Genomic DNA, 21,692 nt, shown 5'->3' on the forward strand with positions numbered 1-21,692 from the left:
ACTAGTAGGATAAATCTAGTATCTTGTCGGGTAAAATGACCTGACAAATGGCGAAGTATTATGTCTTAGCGCTGAGGGCCGAAGAACAGGCCTCGCTAACGGAACTCGTGCAGCAGCGGCGCGTGGCCAGCGCCCGGCTTGTGCGGGCTCAGTGCCTGTTGGCCGTAGCTACAAACGGCTTGAACTGGAGCGACACCCAGACTAGCCAAGCCTACGGCGTGAGTACGCGCACCCTGGAGCGCCTGCGCCAACGCGCCTGCGAGGCGGGCGTGGAGGCCGCCCTGCTGGGGCAGCCCCGCCAGCAGTGGCCGGCCAGTAAGTACACCGGGGAGGTGGAGGCGCACCTGGCCGCGGCGGCCTGCTCCACCCCGCCCGAAGGGTACGCCCACTGGACATTGCGCTTGTTGGCCGCTCACCTGGTCACGCTGCAGGTGCTGCCCGAGGCCAGCCCGGCGATGGTGGGGCGGGTACTAAAAAAAATGCGTTACAGCCCTGGAAGCGACAGATGTGGGTGATTCCACCCGCTCAGAACGCGGCCTTCGTCTGCGCCATGGAACGGGTGCTTGACGTCTACCAACGCCCGTACGACCCAGCCCAGCCAGTCGTGTGCCTGGATGAGTCGCCCAAGCAATTACTACGCGAAAGCCGCGTGCCACTCCCGCTGCCCGATGGCAGCACCCGCTACGACTGCGAGTACCACCGCCAGGGCGTGGCCCAGGTGTATATGCTGCACGAGCCGCTGGCCGGTCGCCGCCGGGTGCAGGTCGAAGACCGCCATGACCGACTCACGTTTGCCCGGGCGGTAGCCCGCCTGCTGGAGGAGGACTACGCCCAAGCGACGCGCGTGACGCTGGTGCTCGACAATTTGTCGGCGCACCAGCCCGCCGCTTTTTACGAGATTTTTGACCCGGTACGGGCGCACGCCCTGTTGCAGCGCGTGGAATTTGTGTTCACCCCCAAGCATGGCTCGTGGCTCAACATGGCTGAAATCGAGTTTGCCGCCCTGCTCACCCACGGCCTGCCGCAGCGCGTGCCCGACCGGCCGACGCTGGAAGCGCACTGCTACGCTTGGCAACTAGCGCGCAACCAACTGGGGGCACCCACCAACTGGCAGTTTACAACCGAGAAGGCCCGCATCAAACTCAAACGGTTGTACCCGACAACCGGCTAGATTTGACCTACTAGTTCAAAAGCGTTTCTACGCCTCGCCTAACTCTGCCAGCTTCCCGGATCCCTATATCTGGCACCACGTGCGCACCGACTTTGCCGGCAAGACTAATGACTTGCAGGAAACGGCCAACACTATCAACCAGGCGCTTCTCAACCTAGTATTTGGGACTGCATCCTACTCTACGTGGCTCTGATGGTGCTGGCTAATGGCGTACTATTTAATTTTTTTGTATTATTGTTTATTATTTTCACAAAGGTGTATATTTAGCCTATCCAAAAATAATATAAATATCTGCCTGATTTTTTTGACATCATTCATTATGCAACTAAATTCTAGCAAGAGGCTGCACCTATTTATATGCTTGATGCTTTTCTGCATTGCTTTACAGCAATTGCGGATACTTAATCGCACCAAAATAACTTTCTTTAGTAGTTCTTCGTCTATCGAGCAACAAGACTTTATCTCTATAAATGAAAAAAAATTGACAAGTGTCAAATATCTACTACCTCCTAATAGCACAATAGGATACATCCAGGATAAGGGCATGTTATTATCTCAGGGTACCGTCCTTATTTCACAGTATGCAATGGCTCCCCACCTGTTGCAAGAGAAGCCGCTTCCGGATACTGTATTGGCAAATTTTCCGATTTCCGGCACACTACAGCATCACGATAACCCTCTGTATGCCGAACGAAATGATTGGATTGTGTTAAAAGATTTTAAAAATGGCTTTCTACTAATAAAAAGAAAATGACATTTAGATTTATACTAGCATTTCTTCCGCCTTTTCTCATTGGTTTTAACATTTCCAATGCCTGCTTCAAATCACAAGGAGTAGGGGCTGGTATCTTAAAATGCAGTCTGGGTATGGGCTTAGGTATGGGCATCTGCTCTTTGCTGTACTTTTTGTTACTGCCTATCAGCCATTCTCTTTGGGCGGTAATGGCTGTTGAACTTGTGTTTTTAATCAGTGCTATTATATTTTCTTATTTACTAAAAAAACCGCCCCTCCCCCTATCGCTTACCGCTGACAAACCCGATGCGCCCGGAGTAGGCGACCCGGTTAAGCTACCGGTGCTTATAATTGCTTCTTTCCTTTTTATATTCTCTTTAGGCAACGCACTGTTAAGTTTTATTTTGAGTGCTCTAGCTAAACCAAATGGCGACTGGGATGCTTGGGCTATCTGGAACCTGAAAGCACGATTCCTTTATCGCAGCATGAATGATTGGCCAAAAATCTTTTCTGCCATACTTAATTATTCACATCTGGACTATCCTTTGTTATTGCCCAGTTTCGTATCACGAACTTGGCTTTACTTGCAGCACGAAACGGTATATGTTCCTATTTGCGTGGCGGGGTTATTTGCATTGGCAATCGTGGGGCTATTAACTGCTTCGTTAACAATGTTGAGAGATAAAATACAAGGATACTTGGCTGGCCTAGCTTTACTAAGTACTCCTTTTTTTATTGACCATGCTGCTTCACAATATGCCGATGTGCCTCTCGCCTTTTTCTATTTATCCGTAATTATACTACTGACTTTTGCGGAACAAGCTAAGGAAAGAAGTAAATTTCTCTATATGTTGGCAGGCATCATGGGCGGACTTGCTGCTTGGACCAAGAATGAAGGGTTATTATTTGTTATAGCGGCTGTTTTAAGCCGTTTGGTAATAGCTTATAAGGGGGACTGGAAGATGGGCAGCAAATCAATTGGCTATTTTGTCATGGGGTTGGCCCCGATATTACTCGTGTTACTTTATTTTAAGGTGCATTTTACGCCTGCAAACGATTTAGTAAGCGGCCAGAATCTCTCTACATTTCATAAACTGGCCTCTCCTAGCAGGTATTACCTCGTCATCCGTCGTTTTATACTCACCGGCCTGAGTTTTGGCGGATGGATAGAGAGCCCAGCCATTCTGCTAATTACTTACGCCCTAATGTTTGGCACATACAGCGTACAAGAAAAGAGTACAATAGCTAATTCACTAGTTATTGCAATCACCCTACTTGGTTATTTTTTTGTGTACATCGTTACGCCAGTTGACTTGACTTGGCACCTGGATACGTCCTTAAATCGGCTTCTGCTCCAACTATACCCAAGCATGTTGTTTAGCTATTTTATGGTAGTTGCCTCCCCTACCCATATTTTGCAACCGAAAAAGAAGGAAAAATTAGTATTGCACTGTAAGGATTAATCGAGAACTGCCTATTACAGGATAAAAAATTTCAAAAAATAGCTAGTTCTTGTTTTTATCCTTCCTGCTCCTGACTAGAAAGTATTAACCGTCGCGCAGCTATAGGACGGTTGTAGCGAGGTCAATGAAGGCCAAAATGCGCATAAAGCTTGTAGCACCAAGCGGCCACCGGCGCCGTGCTTCTGCCCAAGCCAAGGCTTAGACCAACATGCCAGTCACAACTAGAAACAGTCGATGCTAATTACGCGCCAAAAATGCCGTATTTTAAAATACAATAAATGGCCCGGAAGCCATCGCGCCAGCCGATTTTCTTCCCCTCAGCATAGGTACGGCCATAGTAGCTAATGCCGACTTCGTAAATGCGTATGTCTTTTACGCGAGCTATTTTTGCCGTGACTTCGGGTTCGAAGCCGAAGCGATTTTCCTCCAGCTTTAGGCCCTGAATGAGGTCACGGCGGAAGAGCTTATAACACGTCTCCATATCCGTTAGGTTGAGGTCCGTGGACATATTGGACAGGAGCGTAAGAATCTGGTTGCCTATGCTGTGCCAGAAAAACAGGATGCGGTGCGGTTTGCCACCCATGAAGCGCGAGCCAAATACTACATCAGCAAAGCCTTTGAGAATAGGTTTTATCAGCAGGTTATATTCCTCAGGGTCATATTCCAAATCGGCGTCTTGGATGATGACGTAGTCGCCGGTGGCCTCCCGAATGCCAGTGTGTAGTGCAGCCCCCTTGCCTTGGTTGACGACGTGCTCAAGCAGGCGCAGATTCAGTTCGGGGTAGCGGCTCGCGTAAGCTCGAATCGTGTCAGCCGAGGCATCCGTTGAACAGTCGTTAACTAGAATTATCTCCTTGGTAATCCCATTTAACAATTTCAACTCACGTAACAAATCCAAAATTTGATGGATAGTGCGGGCTTCGTTATAGACCGGGATGATGATGGAAAGGGTGTCGAACTTAACCAAAATAAATTGCGGCTTTTGTTTAGCAAACATAAGCCTTAATTGCCACAATAATCTCAGTATGCAGCCTGCCCAGCCACCAACCGCCTAGACGGTGTTATACTCGTCGCGAAGAGGATTGCGCGTCGAGAATATGAAATTTGCGGGTAAGTAGGGACGCGAGGTCTTGCCCAAACTTAGGGAGTCGGTTGAAGAAGGCTGAGGTGGTCGAGTGAAATAGGAGAGAATTGAGTGCTAATTTCCCGAACCCATGGAAAAAGCCTCCTCCAAACGACCGCGCTATGATGCGGCCTTTCGGGCCGAAGCCCTGCGCCTGGCCAGCGAAAGCCGCTCAACTCTTGCCGCCGCCCGCGCCCTGAACCTCAACGCCAAGCTACTGTATCAGTGGCAGAAAGCGGCCCAGCAGCCCTTACCCGCCGACCCAGCGGAGGCCGCCGAGGTGCGGGCCCTGCGGCAAGCCAACAAACGGCTCGCGCAGGAACTGGAGATTTTAAAAAAAGCCATTGCTATCTTCTCGCATCCCCCAACCCCGTGAGCCAGTTGCAGTTTATTGACCAGCAACGACTTTACTATCCCGTGCAGCTGCTTTGCCAGGTCTTGCACGTCGTGCCCAGCCGCTACTACGCCTGGTGCCAGCGTGCCATAGTGAAGGCGGAGCCCGCCTGGGAAACGGCGATGCGCGACGTGTTTGATGACCACCAGCGGCGCTACGGCACCCGCCGGCTACAAGTCTAACTGCGCGAGTCAGGCCACCGTGTGGGGCGACAGGCCCTACGCACGGCAATGCGGCGCCATGGCCGCAAGGCTTTGCAGCCCAAGGGCTTCACGCCACGCACGACGGATTCGACCCACGGCAAGCGCTGCGCCCCCAACCTGCTGCTTGACCAGCCCAAGCCCACCCAGGCCAACCAGGTGTGGGTCAGCGACATCACTTACCTGCCCCTGGCTAACGGGCAGTGGGTGTACTGCTGCGCCTTTCAGGACGTGTGCACCAAGCAGGTCGTGGGCTGGCAGGTGCGGGCTGACATGCCCGAAGCCCTGGTGACCACCGCTTTGCAGCGAGCACTGCTCGCGCAACGGCCCGCCCCCGGCCTGATTGTCCACTCTGACCGGGGTGGGCAGTACGTGGGCAACACTTATAAAACGCTGCTGCGCAACGCCAAAGCCCAGCGCTCGCACAGCCGCCGCAGCGAGTGTTACGACAATGCGCAAGCTGAGAGCCTCTGGTCCCGCCTCAAAACGGAACTGCTTGAACTTCGCGACTGGCCTGTTTTCACGGACCTGGCCGATGCGCAAGCCAGCGTGGCCGGCTATTTTGACTACTACAATCACAAGCGCCGCCACTCCAGCATCGGCTATTTAAAGCCTTATCTCTTTCACCAACAGAAACTTGCCAATATCACCTAATTCTCTCCTGCTCAACTAGACCACCTCAGCGTACACCGCCACTCCAGCATCGACTATTTAAAGCCTTATCTCTTTCACCAACACCAACTTGCCAATATCACCTAATTCTCTCCTGCTCAACTAAGACCACCTCAGTTACCTTCCCCGTGTCCATTTCTACCCGACCACCTCAGTTTTTAGACTTGTTCCCAAATAGTATTTTTGGGGATGCTCGATGTGAATACCATTACGGATGACCGGCAAATGCGGGCGCTGACGGGACTGGATTTGGCCACTTTTTGCGCCTTGGCCGAGCCGTTCGCGGCGGGCTGCCAAGCCGAAGCCGATGCGCGCTTTTCGGTGGAGCAGCCCCGCCAACGCCGGGCTGGTGGTGGTCGCAAAGGTCTGCTGATCAGCCCGGAGCAGAAATTATTGTTTCTGCTGTTTTACCTGAAAACCTACCCCGCCTTCGACGTGCTCGGGGCCACTTTTGGCTTGTCGCGCTCCAAAGCGTGCGTACGCGCCCATCGCCTGGCCAAGGCCCTCGAGCGCACCTTGCGGGCGCTGGGTGTGCTACCGGCGCGGGCCATCGACTCGCTGGCCCAGATGCAGGCGGTATTTGCCGACGTGCCCGTCCTGCTGCGCGACGCCACCGAACGCCCCTACCGCCGGGCGCAGGCCGCCGTGGACCGGCCGGCTGACTACTCTGGTAAAAAAAAGGCCCTCGCGTAAAAACACGCTCATCGCTGACCCGGCCCGCTACATTCATTCCCTGGGGCCGACTACCTGCGGGGCCACCCACGACTACCAACTGCTCAAAAACGAGCTGGACCTCAACCCGGGCCTGGTGGATCTGTTCACCTGGCTGGCCGATCTGGGCTACCTGGGCCTGGTCCGCGACTACGACGTGGCCGCGCAGAGTTTGCCCCACCGCAAGCCCCGGCGCAGCAAAAAGGCACCGGCTGCGGCGTTGACCGGTACCCAACGCGCTGACAACCGCGCCCACGCGCGCCGCCGCGTCAAGGTGGAACACGCCATCAGCGGGGCCAAACGCTTGGGCTGCGTCACGCAGGCCTACCGCAACAAGTCCCTGGCCTGCAACGACCGGGTGGTGGTCTTGGCTTGTGGCATCTGGAATTGGCATCTGACCAAAAAGAAAAAGGCTATTTAGAGCGGTTCCCAAGTTATTGTACACGTTTTGGTTTAGTTTCGGTCATGAAAGCATATTCGCTTGATTTACGCGAGCGCGTCGTGGCAGCCTGCCAGGCTGGGGGAAAGCAAGCGGCGGTGGCCGGCCAGTTTCGCGTTTCGCTCTCCTTTGTGGCAAAGCTCTTGCGCCGCCACCGTACGCATGGCAGCGCGGCAGCATTGCCGCCGGGCCGGGGGCCAGCTCCGCGCCTGGATGGTCCGGCCTTGGCCCAACTAAGGGCCTGCTTGCGCCAAACCCCGGATGCCACCTTAGACGAGCTGCGGGTCTGGCTGGCGGCGGTCGGCGGGCCGGCCATGAGCCAATCCGCGCTGGGGCGGGCCGTGCAAGCGCTGGATTGGCGGCGAAAAAAAAGAGCCTCCACGCCGCCGAGCGCGACACCGAACGGGTGAGGGCCTTGCGCGGGGCTTTTGTCGAAGCGGTGCAGGAAGAAGATTTTACGTGTTTTAAGTTTGTGGACGAGACCAGTACCAATCTCACCTATTGCCGCCGCTACGCCCGCGCCGCAGGCGGGCAGCGCGTTGGGCAAGGGGTGCCGCTGCATGGCGGGCCGAACGTGACGTTGGTCGCCGCCCTGACCCCGAACGGGTTGCAAGCGGCCATGACGGTGAGCGGAGCCGTGAGCGGAGCCGTCAACGGCGACGTGTTCGCGGCCTATCTTCACCACGTGCTCGGCCCCACCCTGGTGCCGGCCGACGTGGTCGTGCTCGACAACCTGCCCGCCCACAAAGTGGCCGGGTTGGCCGAAATCGTCGCCGCACGGGGTGCCCGCCTGCTGTATCTGCCGCCCTATTCGCCCGATTTTAATCCCATCGAACTCGCCTTCAGCAAACTCAAAACCTGGCTGCGCACGGCCCAGGCTCGCACCCGCGAGGCATTAGAAGCCACCATCCAAGCGGCAACCGAGTGGATAAGTCAACAGGATGCCAAAAATTGGTTTGACCATTGCGGATATCATGTACAATGACTTGGGAACCGCTCTAGGAACAGGCCTATTAACTATCCGCTTGACTTAGACCGCCTCACTGAACTAATAGGGTGGCATCCAACTGAGTCCGTGTGGTAGTTCGGGGAAACTGCGCGCTACCCCCTTTACTGGTGTAGTTTTCGGTTCTTACCAAAATTTATTCCTATGAACGTCTCCTTGCTGGATGTGTCATCAGCCGCCGGCTTGGTCGCGGCCGTAGCGCTTACCCTTAACTTCTTGCTCGGCATGCTGCTGAGTACGGCCTACCGAAAGGCGTGGTACTGGAAAAAGCTGCCCGCAGTAGTCCAGCGAATTTCTCTATTCGACGTGCACAACTGGACGGCCTATGGGGCCCTGGTGCTGGCCTTTGTTCATCCCTTGTTACTGGTGGCCGACAAAACTTCCAAATTCACCCTATTCGATGTCTTGTTTCCGGTACGGGCGCCGCACCAGCCACTCTTTGCAGCAGCGGGTGCCGTGGCCTTTTATGCCCTGTTGCTGGTCGTGCTAACCTCCCAAAAAGCCGTCCGAAAGCGCATGAGCTTTCGAGCCTGGAAGAACCTGCACCTGCTCTCCTACGGCACGGCGCTCCTTTTTGTGGTACACGGCGTGGTAATGGACCCGCTGTTGAAAGACCGGCCCGTGGATTTCTTCGACGCGGAGAAGGTGCTCAGCGAGGGCTGTGCGCTATTGCTGCTGGTGGCCACCTGGTACCGCGTACGCTACCAGGTAGCCAATACCAAGCGCCTGGCTGGCCAAACCAAAAAAGCCCAGGCCTGAGAGTAGGCCTGGGCTTCTTCAAGGGAAACGAAGTTTTAGATACTGCTTGGTGACATTGGCGGGGCGGGCTTGGGCAGCGTAATGGCATCCACCTGCTTATCGCGAATAAGCTTGTTGAGTGCGGGGATATCCTGCTCCTTTAGCAGTCTGAACTCGCTGAGCTGCCGGTCTATCTGCTCCAGCACTTCTTTTTTGAAGGCCACTGCCTGCTCGGTTGGCCGGAAGTCGCCGACGCTCACCTGGCTGGCCAGGTTGGCCAGCTTGTTGTTCAGCTGAATGGGGAAGTTCAGCGGGTCCTGGTCGCTCTTGTTTTTGGTTTGGTAGAGCGCCTCTTCTACCTCGGTCAGCTTCTTGTCAATAGTCCCGGCCGATTCTATCACGCCCTGGGCATTCGCCTGGCCTTTGAGGGGTGCGGTAATGGTCTTGATTTGCCCGCGGATGGTGCGGATGTCGCGGATGGCATCGTGGGTTTGGGTGAGCTTCTGCTGCACCTCCTGCAGGAAATCAAACTGGGCCTGCAGGTCCTGCGGCGTGGCCTTGGCGCGCGGGTCGGGCAGCACCACGAAGGCCGTTTCCTGCGGGGTTTCCTGGTTCACGGTCAGGCGCGCCCGGTAGGTGCCGGGCAGGGCCTTGGGCCCCTGGGTGCCGCCGCCCCACAGAATGATTCCCTCAAAGCGGCTGGCGTCGGGGTAGCTCAGGTCCCAATCAAAGCGATTGACGCCCTTTCTGGTGGGCACCAGCTCTTTTTTGGCCTTAGCCTTTTCTTCCTTGGTCAAGTTCTTATCTCGCAAGTCCTTGTCGGTATTGGCAAAGCTGCGAATGAGCTTGCCGCCGGAATCCAGAATCTCCAGCTTCACCGTGCTGGTAGAGTCCAGCTTCTGCGCCAGGTAATAGTACAGCATCACGCCAGGCGGGTGGTTCTGGCCAGCGGTTTTGGGGAGGTCGGGCGTGCTGCTGCCCGCCATCTTATAGCTCGGCGTGGGCGTGTAGAGGTGGTACTTGCTGGCTGCCACCGTTGCGCTTAGCTGGTGCAGGGGCGTGATGTCGTCGAGCAGCCAGAAGCCCCGGCCCTGGGTGGCGGCAATCAGGTTGTCGTTTTTGATCGTAAGGTCGGTGATGGACACCGGGGGTAGGTTGAGTTGGAAGGGCTGCCACAGCGCCCCGTCGTTGAAGGAGATGTACATGCCGTACTCGGTGCCGGCATAGAGCAGGCCGGGGCGCTTGGGGTCGGCGCGCACCACGCGGGTAAAGTGCGTATCCGGGATGCCCGCGGTGATTTTCGTCCACGTTTTGCCGTAATCGGCAGTTTTGTAGAGGTAGGGCCGAAAATCGCCGGACTTGTACATGGTGGCCGCCACGTAGGCCGTGCCCTTGCGGGTAGGGTGCGCGTCGATGCTGTTAACCTGAATCCATTCGGGCAGGCCTTTGGGCATCACCTTCGTCCAGGTTTTGCCATTGTCGCGGGTCACGTGAATCAGCCCGTCATCCGAGCCCGTCCAGATGACGCCCGCCTCGGCCGGCGACTCGGCAATGGCGAAGATGGTCCCGTAGTACTCCACCGCCGTGTTGTCCTTGGTAATTGGCCCGCCCGAGGGGCCCAGCGTTTTCGGGTCGTTGCGCGTCAGGTCGGGGCTGATGACTTCCCACGACTGACCTTCGTTGGTGGTCACGTGCAGGTGGTTGGAGCCCGCGTACAGGCGCTTGGGGTCGTTGGGGGAAAACAGCAGCGGGAAATTCCACTGAAAACGGTATTTCATGCCCTCGGCGCCGTGGCCCATCGGGTTGTCGGGCCACACGTTCACCATCCGCTCCTGCTCGGTGGCGTGGTTGATGCGTGATAGAAAGCCGTCGTAGCTGCCGCCGTACACGATGTCGGGGTTGAGCGGGTCCACGGCTATGTGGGCACTTTCGCCGCCCGCCGTACTTGCCCAATCCCGCTCGCCGATGGTGCTGTCGCCCGAACGGTGCGCAATGCGCACCGCAGAGTTGTCCTGCTGCGCCCCGTAGATGCGGTAGGGAAAGTGGTTGTCGGTCACCACGCGGTAGAACTGGCCAGTGGGCTGGTTGCCGTACGTCGTCCAGTTCAGGCCACCATCGGTGCTGATTTGGGCACCGCCGTCGTCGGCAATAGCCAGGCGGCTGGGGTTGTCAGGAGCAATCCAAAGGTCGTGGTGGTCGCCGTGCGGCGCGTTGCTGGCCGTGAAGGTGCGCCCACCGTCCTTGCTTTTGTGATACGACACGTTCATCACATACAGCACATCGGCATCTTTGGGGTCGGCGTAAATGCGGGTGTAGTACCAGGCGCGCTGGCGCAGGTTGCGGTCGTCGGTGAGCTTGGTCCAATGCAGGCCGCCATCCTCGGAGCGGAAGAGGCCGCCTTTTTCCGCCTCCATCAGCGCCCACACGCGCTGCGAATTCACCGGGGAAACGGCCACGCCGATGATGCCCAGCGTACCCGCGGGCAAGCCCTCAGCCCGCGAGATATCGGTCCAGGTATCGCCCCCATCCGTGCTTTTCCAGAGGCCCGAGCCCGGCCCGCCCGACGAGAAGCTGTAGGGCGTGCGCCGCACGTTCCAGGTGCTGGCATACAGGATGCGCGGGTTCGAAGGGTCCAGTATCAGGTCTACGGCGCCGGCATCGGCGTTGGCAAACAGCACCCGCTCCCAGTGCTGGCCGCCGTCTTTGCTGCGGTACACGCCGCGCATCTCGCTGGGCACGTACAGGTTGCCCATGGCCGCCACGTACACGATATCTGGACTTTTGGGGTGAATGCGAATGCGGCCAATGTGGCGCGAGTCAGCAAGCCCCATGTTGCGCCACGTTTTGCCCGCATCCTGCGACTTCCACACCCCGAAGCCCGACGACACATTGCCCCGCACGGTCTGCTCGCCCTCGCCCGCGTAAATCACGTTGGGGTCTGACTCGCTGACCGCCACCGCGCCAATCGAGCCGCCGAAATACTTATCGGTGATGTTGGCCCAGGTGCCGCCGCCGTCGGTGGTGCGCCACACCCCGCTCCCCGCCGAGCCCATGTAGTAGAGGTTGGGGTTGCCGGGCACCCCCGTCACGGTGCCGGCGCGCCCGCCCCGGTACGGCCCAATGGAGCGCCACCGCAGCCCGTTGTAGAGCACAGAGTCATAGACGGCAGTCGGGGCGCTGGCGGCCCGTTGCCTGGCTTTCGGGCCGGACTGCGCGTGGGCCGCCGGCGCGAGCAGCGTCAGCAGCAGGCTAATAAACGTGATGGTAAACGGTAAGGAAAGCTTCATAAGCAACTAATTAATGGTTGGTATTCCCTTTAAAAAAACGTCGCCAAAGCCGGACGGATATTGGGTATTTTTTCGGAGGTTTTGCTGTAGCCGGGTATTCGCGCGCGGGCCGGAGGCGCACTTGGCGACTTGTTTTGCAGTGCCCCTGCAAGGTATTACACCCCGCACAGAATCGTTTTGGCGCTGCTTCAAAGCCGAACTGCTCGATGGTGGTTGTTTTCTCAGTCTGGAAGAAGCCAAGCGCGAAATCAGCCACCACGTAGCCCATTACAATGCCCAGCGTCGCGATTCTACCCTTGGCTACCTGGCCCACAAACGCTCCGAAATCCACCTTCAAACCACAGCCCAACGCTATCCGGCCTAGCTAAACCACCTCAGTTCTCAAAGAGTCCGCTTTCGCTCGACCGCCGCACACTAAAAGAACCCAACGCTGACGGCTGGCTCACTAAAAAGCTGTTTAAGTTAAATTCGGGTCATGGAAGATATCGCTTCGTTGCCGGCTCGGAAACGGCACAGTTCCGACCTATCCATTCCTAAGAAGTAAGCCACACCCGAACGTTGAAAACAAGCCAGCCCGTCAGCGCTTCGCGCTGACGGGCTGGCTTGTTGCGTGGTACCGCTATTGCTACTGCCCAAACTCCAGCACCCGAAAGGTACCGGGTACGATGCTGGGGCGTGGGCGCGGGTTCTCGGTCGTGGCCGCAGGGGCAGGGCCGTAGTCGGCGGTGCAGGTGAAAATGTGGTGCGACTTGGGGTCGATGGCGATGGTGCGGGCGCCTTTGGCGGTGGGCATGTTGGCCACCACGGTATACTTGGTGGGCGAGTCCTGGTGGATGACCGTGAACGTGCCCGAGCCCCCATTGGAAGTTACCACGTTATTGGTGCTGGGGTCAAACACGGCCCCATCGACGCCGGCGCCGATGGGCAGCACGGCGATTTGCTTACCGGTTTTGCTGTCGGTCACCACCAGCTTCTCGTTGTGGCAGGCGCTGAAGAGGCGGTTGGCCTTGGGGTCGTAGCCCAGGCCGGTGGGCGCTTCGCCGGGGGCCAGCTTGTGGCGTAGGCGCACGGCCAGGGTTTTGGCGTCGAACTCGACGACCTCGCTCTTGTCCTCCACGTTGGCGAAGATGTGGCCCTTGCCGTCGGTGGCCGGGGCCTCGATGTCGCCCGCCAGCTCGGCGGTGCCCTCCACGGCGCCGGTGGCCGCGTTGAGCACCGTGCTCTTGCCGCCCTCGTTGCTAAACAGGAAGATGCGCTTCGAGAAAGCATCGTAGAGCAGCGCGTCGGGCTTGGGACCGGTGGGGATGGGCGCGCCGATGGGCTTGAGCGTGGCCAGGTCAAACGCGACGCAGGTGTTGTTGCGGCCGCAGGTGATGTAGCCCCGGTTGGCGCTGGGCACCACGTCGATGCCGTGCACGCCCGGTGTGTTCGGGATGGTGCCCATGACTTGGCGCGTCTTCAGGTCCACGACCTCCACCTGGGTGCCGTGCGAGAGGTAGAGGCGCTCGCCGGCGGGGTCTACGTTAAGGTAGTCCCAGCCGCCTTCGCCGCCCACGGTAATCGTATGAAGCAGGCGGTAGGGGGCGGCGGCCGGGGCCTTTTGGGCCAGGGCCACGCCGCTCCCCAAAGTGAACACCAGGGGTGCAACGAGCAACAAGTTTTTCATGGGTTGAGCTGGATTGGCAATTGGAAGCCCCAAGGTGGGGCGTAATTCTGTGGGGAAGCTGGAGAAAAGCACTGCACCCGCTGTAAAGAAGGCCCACGCGGTGCACAGGCCTTTGAAAAAGAATGAGGTGACCGGTAGTCTAGAGCCTGTTATGAACTTGCGGCGTGTCGGGCGAGCATGAGGCAGGCGAAGACGACGAAATGGAGTTGCTGCAAGCTGACGCTCAGCCGCTCGTAGTCGCGGCCCAGCCGCCGAAAGCGACTGAGCCAGGCGAAGCTGCGCTCAACGACCCAGCGCTTGGGTAAAAGCACAAAGCCGGTTTGGCCTTCGGGCTTCTTAACCACTTGCAGGTCAATATCGTGCACGGCTGCGGCATACTCAGCATCCTCGCCTGTGTAGCCTTGGTCGACAAAGCTTACGGTCACAGTCTGGCCCGTGATTTCCTGCACCTGGCGGCACAACTCGCCGACCTGCGCCCGCTCCTGCTCATTGGCCGGGGTGATGACCACACTCAGTAGCTGGCCCAGCGTATCGACGGCGATATGCGCCTTGCTGCCCTTGCGCCGCTTGGCCCCGTCCCAGCCCGCCCGGTGCCCGCTCTCAGGCGTGCTTTGCAACGTGCGCCCGTCAAGCACCACGACCGAGGGTGTGGCCGCCCGGCCGAGTAGCAGCCGCTGCAACTCGTTCAAATCATGCACGATAGACTCGAACACGCGGGCATCTCGCCAGCGCGTCCACTGCTGATACACCGTAGCCCAGGGCGGCAGGTCGCCGGGCAGGTAGCGCCACGGGCAGCCCGTGTGGGCCAGGTAGCGCAAGGCGTTGAATACGTCGCGCAAGGGGTAGTCGCGTTGCGGCGCGTCCTCGCTCATCAGGCACAGGTATGGGGCCACGAAGGTCCATTCGTCGTCTTTTACATCGCTGGGGTAAGCCATACCCCTAATTTCGTCATAAGTTCATAACAGGCTCTAGTGTTTGATGCCTTTGCCGTCGCTGGTATAAGCACTGATGTTGTTGTACGTCGGGTTGCCCCTGCCTTTGGCCGGGGAGCCGGCTTGTAGGTAAAAGTCGTTGGTGGTGGTGGCCGAGTTCACGTCACTGTCCAGCTTCACAAACAGGGGATCATTACTCGTTTTGGAAGTCGAGATGATGTTGGTAATTTATGCCTTACCGAAGGAGCCGGCCGAGTTGAAGTACTTGCGGGTCGAGTCGTTGGCCGTGCAGAAGAAGTTGTTACCGTAGCTGATGTTCTTGGTATCGGCCTGGCCGCTGATGCCATAATAGTTGTTCACCAGCAAGTTGTTGTAGAACTGACCCGCAGCAAAGCGGTCGACCAGGATACCCCGGCCTGGCTCAGCGTAGCCGCAGCGGTACCCATTGGCCACCAACGTATTGTTATTGACCGTCACGTTAGTTTGGGGCGTCAGCAGCTTGGCGTCGGTATTGACCTTGGTGCTGCTATTCGCATCGGCCCAGACAACGTGTAGGGAATGGTGCCTGTCACGCCGTCGTAGACATTAATTGACGACATTTATTCTATTGCTTATCCAAAAAACTAAATATTCCTTTGTAAGCGTCGTTTAATTCGCTTTTGCTAGGGCTATGAAGACCTTCAGGCAGAAAGAGTACCACGTTTTTGCTTTTATCCTGATTTAGTAAATCAACAAATTTTTCGAACGTACTGGCCGGAACCTGGTCGTCCTTGCCGCCGTGCCACACGAAAAATGGCGGGTCGTTTTTATCGAAATAGGTTATCGGCTCGTACTTGGTGACAGTTTCCTTGGAAGCGTAATCGGCGGAGGGGAAGAGCGCAATTCCAATCTCCTTCATTACGGGCACCTCATTGCTCGTAAAAACCTTTTCCACAACGTCTAATCCATCGACGGGGCCCGAAAAGTTTATAACGCCAGCAATCTTGATTCCGTCGGCTAACTTATCGGGGTATGCCGGATCATTTGCTGTAACCGCCACCATGCTGGCAATGTGGGCCCCAGCAGAAAACCCCGTAAGTATTACCCGGTCTAAATTGAGCTGGTAAGTAGTGCGGTTAGCCTTTAAAAAATTTAAGGCATTGGTCAAATCTTCCGTTGCAATTGGAATTCCCCGCTTCAGGCGGTAATTCATATTGACCACGTTCAACCCCTTTTTTAAATAGGGTTGGATGTATCGTTCCTCTCTGGACTTGTCGCTTATATAATATCCGCCACCGTGCAGGAAAACGATAGTATAGTTTTTATTTTTCAGCTCATTTGCATTAGCTGACATATAAATGTCCATGGCTTGCTCTTTGTCAGCACCATAGGATACATCCTTAGTCACTTTGTAAGTGGTTTTTATTTGTTCGTCCGTTTTATCAGCTATTGAAACCAGTTTAGCAGAACACGAGCTGACTGCCAGCGAAACGAATAAACCAAAACCGAGAATGTTGTTATTCATGATGGTAATGTTTTCTAAACCGTTGCTAACGGCTGGAAAATTTGCGATGGTGAAGAGGAATTAAGAAATGTTGGTTCCACGCTTTTCAAGGCGGAGAAGGTGGGTCCGTGGGGCGGGCATTCGGTGGCTTTGGGCCCCTGTGCCCGGGCCAGCCCCGAACGGTGCGAATATCGGTAGCGTTTGTCGATAGCGGGCTGGCACGGAAGAGATGCAAATTAGGCTGCTGCGCCTGCGCTCCTTGGGCCGTGGTAGCCGGACAACGCTTTAATGACCAGCATTATATAGCCGAACGTGCTTTCGCCCCTACCCATTCCTGCTCCTCGCCGCAGCCTGCGTGCCGCTGGGCACGCCCATCACCTCCACCTCCACGGCCCCCACCACCGTGAACCGCGCCCGCGCGGGGGCCCCGGCCGCGGCGCTACGCCGACGCCACCTACTCGGACTTCGTGCAGAGCATGGCGCCAACACGGCCGTGTTCCAGCCGCCGGTGGTGCCGCTGGGCCAGAGCCAGGCCCTGGCCTTGGAGTTCGACGTGCTCGGCAACCAGCTTTGGAGCCGGGTCCCTATTTCTCGCCGCAAATCACCAGCGCGCTCGACGCAATTGCCACGTTACCGGCAGGGTACTTCTGCTTGACCAAGGCCAAAACTTCGCGTTTGATTTTGTCGCGCATGGCGGCGTCGGCTTTGCTGAGCGCGGCCGCGAACGGGGCGGCTACTTCCGTCATCACGGTCCAATAAACCTCGGCAGTACCGCTGTTCAGCTGGCTGTTCACTTCGATTTCGGAAACATTTTTCAGGCCGGCCTGCCGGAACAAGTCCGCTACGAGGCCGCTTTGGGCGCACCGAAACATGCCCGGGGCCCCGGGCGGCGGTGGTGGCAGCTGCATGTTTTGGTTGACGACGCCCATGACGGCGGTGACCCAGAAGTTCTTGTCGGGGCCGTTCCAGACCGCTGTGGCTACGCGGCCGCCGGGCTTCAGCACCCGCACCATCTCGTGGGCGGCGCGCTGCATGTCGGGAAAAAACATGAACCCAAAGCGGCAGCTGATGGCGTCGAACGTAGCGTCGGCAAACGGCAGCTCGCCCGCATCGGCCAGTGCGGTTTCAAAGTTGTGGAGGCCGCGCCGGGCGGCGGTTTCGCTGGCCACTGCCAGCATGCGCTCGGCGATGTCGACGCTGACCACCTTGCCGCCCTTCAGCTGCGCCGCGATGGCCAGGCCCGGCTCCCCGGTGCCCGAGGCCACGTCCAGCACGTGGTCGTCGTTGCGGAGGTGCAGCCGCTCGATAATTGCGTCCCCTACCGGCTTCATGAATTCCATCATGAGGTCGTCCCACTTCTTCCAACCGGCCGAGAATTTATTCCACGACTCGCGCTGCTGCTGCCGGATGTCTTCCAGTTGCGTTTCCATAAAATGCGGTATTTGGCACCAAGTGCGGGTTGAGTAAACCGGCCGCAACCAGCAAATAGCGGGCAGCAAGCGAAGAATATATATTAGTAATAGTAAATATATTAAACAAACAGCAACACTGATGATCTTGCTACTTTGCCACTGCGCCCAAGTTTCACGAGGCCGGAATTGGGGCCCCGGCCAAGTGGCGAAGGCGTAACTTTCGCCCCATGCGCTTCTTGTTCTACCCATTCCTGCTCCTCGCCGCGGCCTGCGTGCCGCTGGGCACGCCCATTACTTCCACCTCCACGGCCCCCACCACCGTGAACCGCGCCCGCGCGGGGGCCCCGGCGGCGGCCCCCGCCCTGCGCTACGCCGACGCCACCTACTCGGACTTCGTGCAGAGCGTGCAGTGCTACGTGGCCACGGGCACCAACACGGCCATTTTCCAGCCCCCGGTGGTGCCGCTGGGCCAGAGCCAGGCCCTGGCGCTGGAGTTTGACGTGCTGGGCGACCAGGCCCCGCGCCTTTTGGCCCGGCTGGTGTACTGCGACGCCAACTGGCAGCCTTCGACGCTGATTGACAACCAGTTTTTGACCGACATCAACGAATTTTTGATTACTGATTACAAGATTGGCATCGGTGGGAAGGTGCCGTTTTTTCACTACGCGCTGCGGGCCCCAGCCCTGAAGGTGAGCGGCAACTACCTGTGGGTGGTGCAGGACGGGGCGGGGGCCCCGCTGCTCTCGCGCCGGCTGCTGGTGTACGAAAACCAGGTGTCCGTGGCCCTGCAGCTGGGCCTGGCGCCGGGCGGCGACCAGCGCTTCACGCTCCAGCAGCTCAACTTCGGCATCAGCTACGGGGGCGTGGAGCTGGTGAACCCTGCCGCCGAGGTGCAGGTGGTGCTGCGCCAAAACTTCCGCTGGGACAACGCCCGCTACGGCCTGCGCCCCACCTTTGTGCGCGACGCCGAGCGCCGGCTCGACTACCAGTACTTCAACTACGAAAACACGTTTCCGGGCCTGAGCGAGTACCGCTACTTCGACACCCGCTCCATCCAAACCGTGGGCCAGAACGTGCTGCACCTCGACCTGCGCGCCCGCCCCACGGCCGTGGCCCTGGTGCCCGAAACCACCCGCGCCGGCCTGGGCTATTTCCAGTACATCGACGCCAACGGCCGCCGCGTGTTCGAGAGCCGCGAGTACGGCAACGGCGCCACCAACGCCGACTACGCCGACGTGACCTTCCAGCTCCGCGCCGACCAGCCCGCCCCGGGCCCCGTGTACGTGCTGGGGGCCCTCACCGACTGGCAGTTGAAGGACGCTTACCGCCTCACCTACGACGAGGCCGCCCACGTGTACACCGGCCACGTGCTGCTGAAGCAGGGCTACTACAACTACAGCTACGCCGTGGCCCGCCCCGATGGCACGGCCGACGAAACCTACTTCGAGGGCAGCCACTACGAGACCGAAAACCAGTACGATATACTGGTGTACTACCGCCCGCCCGGCACCCGCACCGACCTGCTCATCGGCTACCAGGCCGTGGATGCTAACGCCCGGCCGTAGCGGGGGCCCCAGGGGGAGCAGAAAACTATAAAACGGTCATGCAGCGCGCAGCGCAGCATCTTTTCTGCGCCAGTAATCATGGTTACTGCTGCGGGAAAGATGCTGCGCTGTGCGCTGCATGACCGTTCAATTGTACTCTTCAGTCTTTAGCGGGCTTTCTTCTTCATCTTCCCAGCCTACTGCCCGCTGAGCTGGGCGCTGACCTTGAGCGTAAGGGGCTGGGGCCCCATGTAGCCGCCGCGCATGCCCCGGCCGCCGTAGCCGCCCATGCCGCCGCGCCCGCCCATGCCGCCGCCCATGCCGCTGTTGCTGCCGCCCACGCCGTAGCCGTTGTCGTCGGCACCGCTGCCTTTGGGCATGGCCATGCGGTTGCTGAGCACCGTGACGCCCACCTTGGCGCGCTGGCCACTGGCCAGGCTGGGCACCTTGCGGTAGAGTAGGCGCATGGGCACGGCCAGCTCGTACACGATGTTGTCTTGCGCATCGAGGGCCAGGCCAAGCTTCACGCCGAGCGGCGATTGGGTGTCGGTGTAGGTGGGTTCCTTATTGCCCTTGTAGTTGAGCAGCTCCATGTCGTGCACGTCGGCCAGGGCCTGGGCCAGGCGGGCGCGGCGGTCCTTGAGGGTCATGGGGGCGGCAGCCACGGGTTGGCCGTTGGCGTCGAGGGCGGGCTTGGCCACGGGCTCGGGGTGCAGCGTGTAGCGCACGCCAAACTGCTGCTGGTTTTGCCCCGTGCTGTCGAGCCACACCGTAAAGCCCTGGCTCAGCAGCCGCCCCTGCGTCATGGGGTCCGACACTTTCAGGCGCACGTACACCGCCCGCTGGTCGTTGAGCACCGCGTACTGGAGCTTGCTCTCGGCGTCGTAGTGCAGCGAGTCGGGGCCCCAGTCGGTGGTTTGGCCGTCGATGGTGGGCGGCGCAGCGGCGAAGCGGCTGGGGCTGGCGGCCTGGGGCTGGCGGCCGCAGGCAATGAGCAGCAGCGCGGCTGGGAGGCAGGCGGGTAAGGAACGGAAGGGCGTCATGGGCAGGGCAAAAAGGCGGAACGCCGCAAATTTACGCCCCGCGCCGCCCCCGCCGGGTGTAGACTCAATGAAGGCGGCGCAACCTTGGCACTACTTTGGCACGTTGGGGAGGAAATGCTGCTACGGCCGCGCTAATGCTATTCGTTTTACCTCCTTATATGAACCTTACGTATCTCCGCGCCGGGGCCCTGGCCGTACTCCTGCCGCTCGCCAGCGCTGCCCCCTCCACCCCGGGCTTGCCCGCCGCACCCGCCGCCCGCCCGCTGCAAGGCGCCAAGCCCGACCCGGCCGTCATCGCCCAGTTTGGTCTTTACAACGATGCCAAGCTGCAAAGCCTCATCACGGCCCGTGGCAAGCAGATGACGGCCATTTCGGACCGCCCCGGCGACTATGGCTTTACGGTAGTCGACTCGCCGATCATCAACGCCTTCGCCACTCCCGATGGCCACGTCTACTTCACGCGCGGCATCATGGCTTACTTTAACAATGAAGCCCAATTTTCGGGGGTGCTGGGCCACGAGCTGGGCCACATCACCGCGCAGCACGGCAAAAAGCAGCAGCGCAACAATACCATTGCCGGCATCGGCATGCTGCTGGGCCAGCTTGCGGCTCCCCAGGTCATGCAATCCATTGGGGGAGTTGTGCAGCAGGGGGTTGGGTTGTGGATGCTGAAGTACAGCCGTGGCGATGAAAACGAAGCTGACGGCTTAGGCGTGAAGTACTCGACCAAAATTGGCTATGATGCCAGCTACATGGCTGATTTCTTTCAGACCCTGCAACGCACTGAAGAGCAGAGTGGCGGCGGTGGCGTCCCCACTTTCCTCAGTACCCACCCCAACTCGGCCGACCGCTACACCCGCGTGAAAGGCCTCGCCGCCCAGGCCAAGCAGGCCACCGGCCGCAGCGCCTTCCTGGTGAACCGCGACCAGTACCTGCGCCAGCTTGAAGGCCTGACCTTCGGTGAAGACCCGCGCCAGGGCTTCGTGGAAAATAACGTGTTTTACCACCCCGACCTGAAGTTCCGCTTCCCCGTGCCCAGCGGCTGGAAGTCGCAAAACACGCCCGACCAGTTTAAAATGGCCGAGCCCAATGGCAAGGCCCTGCTGGTATTCCTGGGCGCGGGCAGCGGCACGCTCGACGAAGCCGCCCAGGCCCTGGTGAAGCAAATCGGCCTGTCCGGGGCCCAGGCCGAAAAAACCACCATCAACGGCTTTCCCGCCGCCGTGGTAGAAGGCGACCAGGCTGCCCAAGACCAGCAAAGCCAGCAGCAGAGCACGCCGGCCCACGTCCGCTCCTACCTCCTCCAGGACGGCAAGTCCATCTACGCCTTCATCGGCCTCGCCGCGGCCGCCTCGTTCGGCACCTACGCGCCGCAGTTCGACGCCGCAGCGAAGGGCTTCAGCCGCCTCACCGAGGCCAGCAAGCTGAACCGCCAGCCCGAAAAAATCCGCATCAAGACCGCCACCGGCACCACTACGCTCGCCGCCGCCCTGGCCGCCAACGGCATCGCCAGCGGCCGCTACGAAGAGCTGGCCATCCTCAACGGCATGAAAACCACCGACCGGCTGACCAAGGGCATGCTCTACAAAGTGGTAGGCAGATAACTTTCGGGGCCCCAAAAGCGCTGCCGCCGGGGCCCCAAAGTCGGCCACGCTGTGCGGCACTGGGCAAGCCG

Annotated in this window: 24 protein-coding genes; 15 read left to right on the forward strand and 9 right to left on the reverse strand. The window is 58.9% G+C overall.

Annotated elements, in window-relative coordinates; genetic code table 11:
* Positions 1–47: 47 nt before the first annotated feature.
* The 4 genes from AXW84_RS14205 to AXW84_RS24035 all read left to right on the forward strand — a co-directional run bounded on the left by AXW84_RS14205 (position 48) and on the right by AXW84_RS24035 (position 3,367).
* On the forward strand, positions 48–515 hold the full coding sequence (locus AXW84_RS14205; RefSeq protein ID WP_068227630.1) for a helix-turn-helix domain-containing protein: 468 nt from the start codon (positions 48–50) through the stop codon (positions 513–515).
* Positions 506–1,171 (forward strand): IS630 family transposase, encoded by a 666-nt coding sequence (locus AXW84_RS14210; protein WP_082773621.1) that lies wholly within the window; start codon positions 506–508, stop codon positions 1,169–1,171. Before AXW84_RS14205 ends, AXW84_RS14210 begins: the two co-directional genes overlap by 10 nt.
* 364 nt (positions 1,172–1,535) lie before the next feature.
* On the forward strand, positions 1,536–1,925 hold the full coding sequence (locus tag AXW84_RS25010) for a hypothetical protein (protein ID WP_157887028.1): 390 nt from the start codon (positions 1,536–1,538) through the stop codon (positions 1,923–1,925).
* Positions 1,922–3,367: a glycosyltransferase family 39 protein gene (locus AXW84_RS24035; protein ID WP_082773905.1), complete on the forward strand. Its 1,446-nt coding sequence runs from the start codon at positions 1,922–1,924 to the stop codon at positions 3,365–3,367. The genes AXW84_RS25010 and AXW84_RS24035 overlap by 4 nt, the downstream gene beginning before the upstream one ends.
* A gap of 241 nt (positions 3,368–3,608) precedes the next feature.
* On the opposite strand, the gene AXW84_RS14220 is transcribed toward AXW84_RS24035, so the two are convergent.
* Positions 3,609–4,364 (reverse strand): glycosyltransferase family 2 protein, encoded by a 756-nt coding sequence (locus tag AXW84_RS14220; protein WP_068234454.1) that lies wholly within the window; start codon positions 4,362–4,364, stop codon positions 3,609–3,611.
* Between the two features lie 217 nt (positions 4,365–4,581).
* Between AXW84_RS14220 and AXW84_RS14225 the strand changes: the two genes are divergently transcribed.
* The 7 genes from AXW84_RS14225 (at position 4,582) to AXW84_RS14255 (ending at position 8,671) form a co-directional block, all read left to right on the forward strand.
* A complete protein-coding gene (locus tag AXW84_RS14225) occupies positions 4,582–4,866 on the forward strand; it encodes a transposase (RefSeq protein ID WP_068234459.1) in 285 nt (94 codons plus the stop codon).
* Complete coding sequence (locus AXW84_RS24040) at positions 4,863–5,066, forward strand: hypothetical protein (RefSeq protein ID WP_068234461.1); 204 nt, start codon at positions 4,863–4,865, stop codon at positions 5,064–5,066. The genes AXW84_RS14225 and AXW84_RS24040 overlap by 4 nt, the downstream gene beginning before the upstream one ends.
* Positions 5,067–5,114: 48 nt before the next feature.
* Complete coding sequence (locus AXW84_RS14235; RefSeq protein WP_068234464.1) at positions 5,115–5,738, forward strand: IS3 family transposase; 624 nt, start codon at positions 5,115–5,117, stop codon at positions 5,736–5,738.
* A gap of 216 nt (positions 5,739–5,954) precedes the next feature.
* On the forward strand, positions 5,955–6,449 hold the full coding sequence (locus AXW84_RS14240; RefSeq protein ID WP_157887030.1) for a transposase family protein: 495 nt from the start codon (positions 5,955–5,957) through the stop codon (positions 6,447–6,449).
* Complete coding sequence (locus tag AXW84_RS23385) at positions 6,337–6,888, forward strand: transposase family protein (protein WP_157887031.1); 552 nt, start codon at positions 6,337–6,339, stop codon at positions 6,886–6,888. Before AXW84_RS14240 ends, AXW84_RS23385 begins: the two co-directional genes overlap by 113 nt.
* Positions 6,889–7,261: 373 nt before the next feature.
* Positions 7,262–7,891: an IS630 family transposase gene (locus AXW84_RS14250; protein ID WP_068234474.1), complete on the forward strand. Its 630-nt coding sequence runs from the start codon at positions 7,262–7,264 to the stop codon at positions 7,889–7,891.
* 165 nt (positions 7,892–8,056) lie between these two features.
* The gene (locus AXW84_RS14255) at positions 8,057–8,671 is read left to right on the forward strand and encodes a ferric reductase-like transmembrane domain-containing protein (RefSeq protein ID WP_068234478.1); all 615 of its coding nucleotides are present in this window, start codon (positions 8,057–8,059) and stop codon (positions 8,669–8,671) included.
* Positions 8,672–8,706: 35 nt separating this feature from the next.
* Here AXW84_RS14255 and AXW84_RS14260 read toward each other — a convergent pair whose 3' ends face one another.
* A complete protein-coding gene (locus tag AXW84_RS14260; RefSeq protein WP_068234481.1) occupies positions 8,707–11,937 on the reverse strand; it encodes a WD40/YVTN/BNR-like repeat-containing protein in 3,231 nt (1,076 codons plus the stop codon).
* 13 nt (positions 11,938–11,950) lie between these two features.
* On the opposite strand from AXW84_RS14260, the gene AXW84_RS26550 reads away from it, so the two are divergent.
* Positions 11,951–12,301 (forward strand): integrase core domain-containing protein, encoded by a 351-nt coding sequence (locus AXW84_RS26550; RefSeq protein ID WP_082773906.1) that lies wholly within the window; start codon positions 11,951–11,953, stop codon positions 12,299–12,301.
* Positions 12,302–12,562: 261 nt separating this feature from the next.
* Here AXW84_RS26550 and AXW84_RS14270 read toward each other — a convergent pair whose 3' ends face one another.
* From AXW84_RS14270 to AXW84_RS14285, 5 genes are all read right to left on the reverse strand, one after another.
* Entirely contained in the window at positions 12,563–13,603 is a 1,041-nt protein-coding gene (locus tag AXW84_RS14270; protein ID WP_068234487.1) for a YncE family protein, read from the reverse strand.
* 149 nt (positions 13,604–13,752) lie between these two features.
* Positions 13,753–14,538, reverse strand: coding sequence for an IS5 family transposase (locus tag AXW84_RS14275; protein ID WP_068234489.1), 786 nt, complete (start codon positions 14,536–14,538; stop codon positions 13,753–13,755).
* Positions 14,539–14,571: 33 nt separating this feature from the next.
* Positions 14,572–14,715: a hypothetical protein gene (locus AXW84_RS25015; protein WP_157887032.1), complete on the reverse strand. Its 144-nt coding sequence runs from the start codon at positions 14,713–14,715 to the stop codon at positions 14,572–14,574.
* A 48-nt stretch (positions 14,716–14,763) separates the two neighbouring features.
* Positions 14,764–15,012 (reverse strand): hypothetical protein, encoded by a 249-nt coding sequence (locus AXW84_RS14280; protein ID WP_068234492.1) that lies wholly within the window; start codon positions 15,010–15,012, stop codon positions 14,764–14,766.
* Positions 15,013–15,139: 127 nt separating this feature from the next.
* A complete protein-coding gene (locus tag AXW84_RS14285; RefSeq protein ID WP_068234494.1) occupies positions 15,140–16,039 on the reverse strand; it encodes an alpha/beta hydrolase fold domain-containing protein in 900 nt (299 codons plus the stop codon).
* A 334-nt stretch (positions 16,040–16,373) separates the two neighbouring features.
* Here AXW84_RS14285 and AXW84_RS25020 point away from each other — a divergent pair, with 334 nt between their 5' ends.
* Positions 16,374–16,673, forward strand: a complete 300-nt coding sequence (locus AXW84_RS25020) for a hypothetical protein (RefSeq protein WP_157887033.1) — start codon at positions 16,374–16,376, stop codon at positions 16,671–16,673.
* Here AXW84_RS25020 and AXW84_RS14290 read toward each other — a convergent pair.
* The gene (locus AXW84_RS14290; RefSeq protein ID WP_068234496.1) at positions 16,603–17,448 is read right to left on the reverse strand and encodes a class I SAM-dependent methyltransferase; all 846 of its coding nucleotides are present in this window, start codon (positions 17,446–17,448) and stop codon (positions 16,603–16,605) included. The two genes, AXW84_RS25020 and AXW84_RS14290, sit on opposite strands and share 71 nt — an antisense overlap.
* A gap of 209 nt (positions 17,449–17,657) precedes the next feature.
* Between AXW84_RS14290 and AXW84_RS14295 the strand changes: the two genes are divergently transcribed.
* Positions 17,658–18,995 carry a type IX secretion system plug protein gene (locus tag AXW84_RS14295; RefSeq protein WP_068234499.1) on the forward strand — a complete coding sequence of 446 codons (1,338 nt, stop codon included), beginning with the start codon at positions 17,658–17,660 and terminating at the stop codon, positions 18,993–18,995.
* Between the two features lie 176 nt (positions 18,996–19,171).
* Here AXW84_RS14295 and AXW84_RS25545 read toward each other — a convergent pair whose 3' ends face one another.
* The gene (locus tag AXW84_RS25545) at positions 19,172–20,017 is read right to left on the reverse strand and encodes a hypothetical protein (RefSeq protein ID WP_068234502.1); all 846 of its coding nucleotides are present in this window, start codon (positions 20,015–20,017) and stop codon (positions 19,172–19,174) included.
* Positions 20,018–20,175: 158 nt separating this feature from the next.
* Between AXW84_RS25545 and AXW84_RS14305 the strand changes: the two genes are divergently transcribed.
* Complete coding sequence (locus AXW84_RS14305) at positions 20,176–21,621, forward strand: M48 family metalloprotease (protein ID WP_236943126.1); 1,446 nt, start codon at positions 20,176–20,178, stop codon at positions 21,619–21,621.
* The last annotated feature ends 71 nt before the right edge of the window (positions 21,622–21,692 follow it).

Origin of the sequence: Hymenobacter sp. PAMC 26628 (assembly GCF_001562275.1) — a bacterium.
GTDB lineage: Bacteria > Bacteroidota > Bacteroidia > Cytophagales > Hymenobacteraceae > Hymenobacter.

Bases quoted from the DNA above. Each gene is read 5' to 3' on its own strand.
- AXW84_RS14205 (WP_068227630.1), top strand. From the start codon at position 48: ATGGCGAAGTATTATGTCTTAGCGCTGAGGGCCGAAGAACAGGCCTCG.
- AXW84_RS14210 (WP_082773621.1), top strand. From the start codon at position 506: ATGTGGGTGATTCCACCCGCTCAGAACGCGGCCTTCGTCTGCGCCATG.
- AXW84_RS25010 (WP_157887028.1), top strand. From the start codon at position 1,536: ATGCTTTTCTGCATTGCTTTACAGCAATTGCGGATACTTAATCGCACC.
- AXW84_RS24035 (WP_082773905.1), top strand. From the start codon at position 1,922: ATGACATTTAGATTTATACTAGCATTTCTTCCGCCTTTTCTCATTGGT.
- AXW84_RS14220 (WP_068234454.1), bottom strand. From the start codon at position 4,364: ATGTTTGCTAAACAAAAGCCGCAATTTATTTTGGTTAAGTTCGACACC.
- AXW84_RS14225 (WP_068234459.1), top strand. From the start codon at position 4,582: ATGGAAAAAGCCTCCTCCAAACGACCGCGCTATGATGCGGCCTTTCGG.
- AXW84_RS14235 (WP_068234464.1), top strand. From the start codon at position 5,115: ATGCGGCGCCATGGCCGCAAGGCTTTGCAGCCCAAGGGCTTCACGCCA.
- AXW84_RS14255 (WP_068234478.1), top strand. From the start codon at position 8,057: ATGAACGTCTCCTTGCTGGATGTGTCATCAGCCGCCGGCTTGGTCGCG.
- AXW84_RS14260 (WP_068234481.1), bottom strand. From the start codon at position 11,937: ATGAAGCTTTCCTTACCGTTTACCATCACGTTTATTAGCCTGCTGCTG.
- AXW84_RS26550 (WP_082773906.1), top strand. From the start codon at position 11,951: ATGGTTGGTATTCCCTTTAAAAAAACGTCGCCAAAGCCGGACGGATAT.
- AXW84_RS14270 (WP_068234487.1), bottom strand. From the start codon at position 13,603: ATGAAAAACTTGTTGCTCGTTGCACCCCTGGTGTTCACTTTGGGGAGC.
- AXW84_RS14275 (WP_068234489.1), bottom strand. From the start codon at position 14,538: ATGGCTTACCCCAGCGATGTAAAAGACGACGAATGGACCTTCGTGGCC.
- AXW84_RS14285 (WP_068234494.1), bottom strand. From the start codon at position 16,039: ATGAATAACAACATTCTCGGTTTTGGTTTATTCGTTTCGCTGGCAGTC.
- AXW84_RS14290 (WP_068234496.1), bottom strand. From the start codon at position 17,448: ATGGAAACGCAACTGGAAGACATCCGGCAGCAGCAGCGCGAGTCGTGG.
- AXW84_RS14295 (WP_068234499.1), top strand. From the start codon at position 17,658: ATGCGCTTCTTGTTCTACCCATTCCTGCTCCTCGCCGCGGCCTGCGTG.
- AXW84_RS25545 (WP_068234502.1), bottom strand. From the start codon at position 20,017: ATGACGCCCTTCCGTTCCTTACCCGCCTGCCTCCCAGCCGCGCTGCTG.
- AXW84_RS14305 (WP_236943126.1), top strand. From the start codon at position 20,176: ATGAACCTTACGTATCTCCGCGCCGGGGCCCTGGCCGTACTCCTGCCG.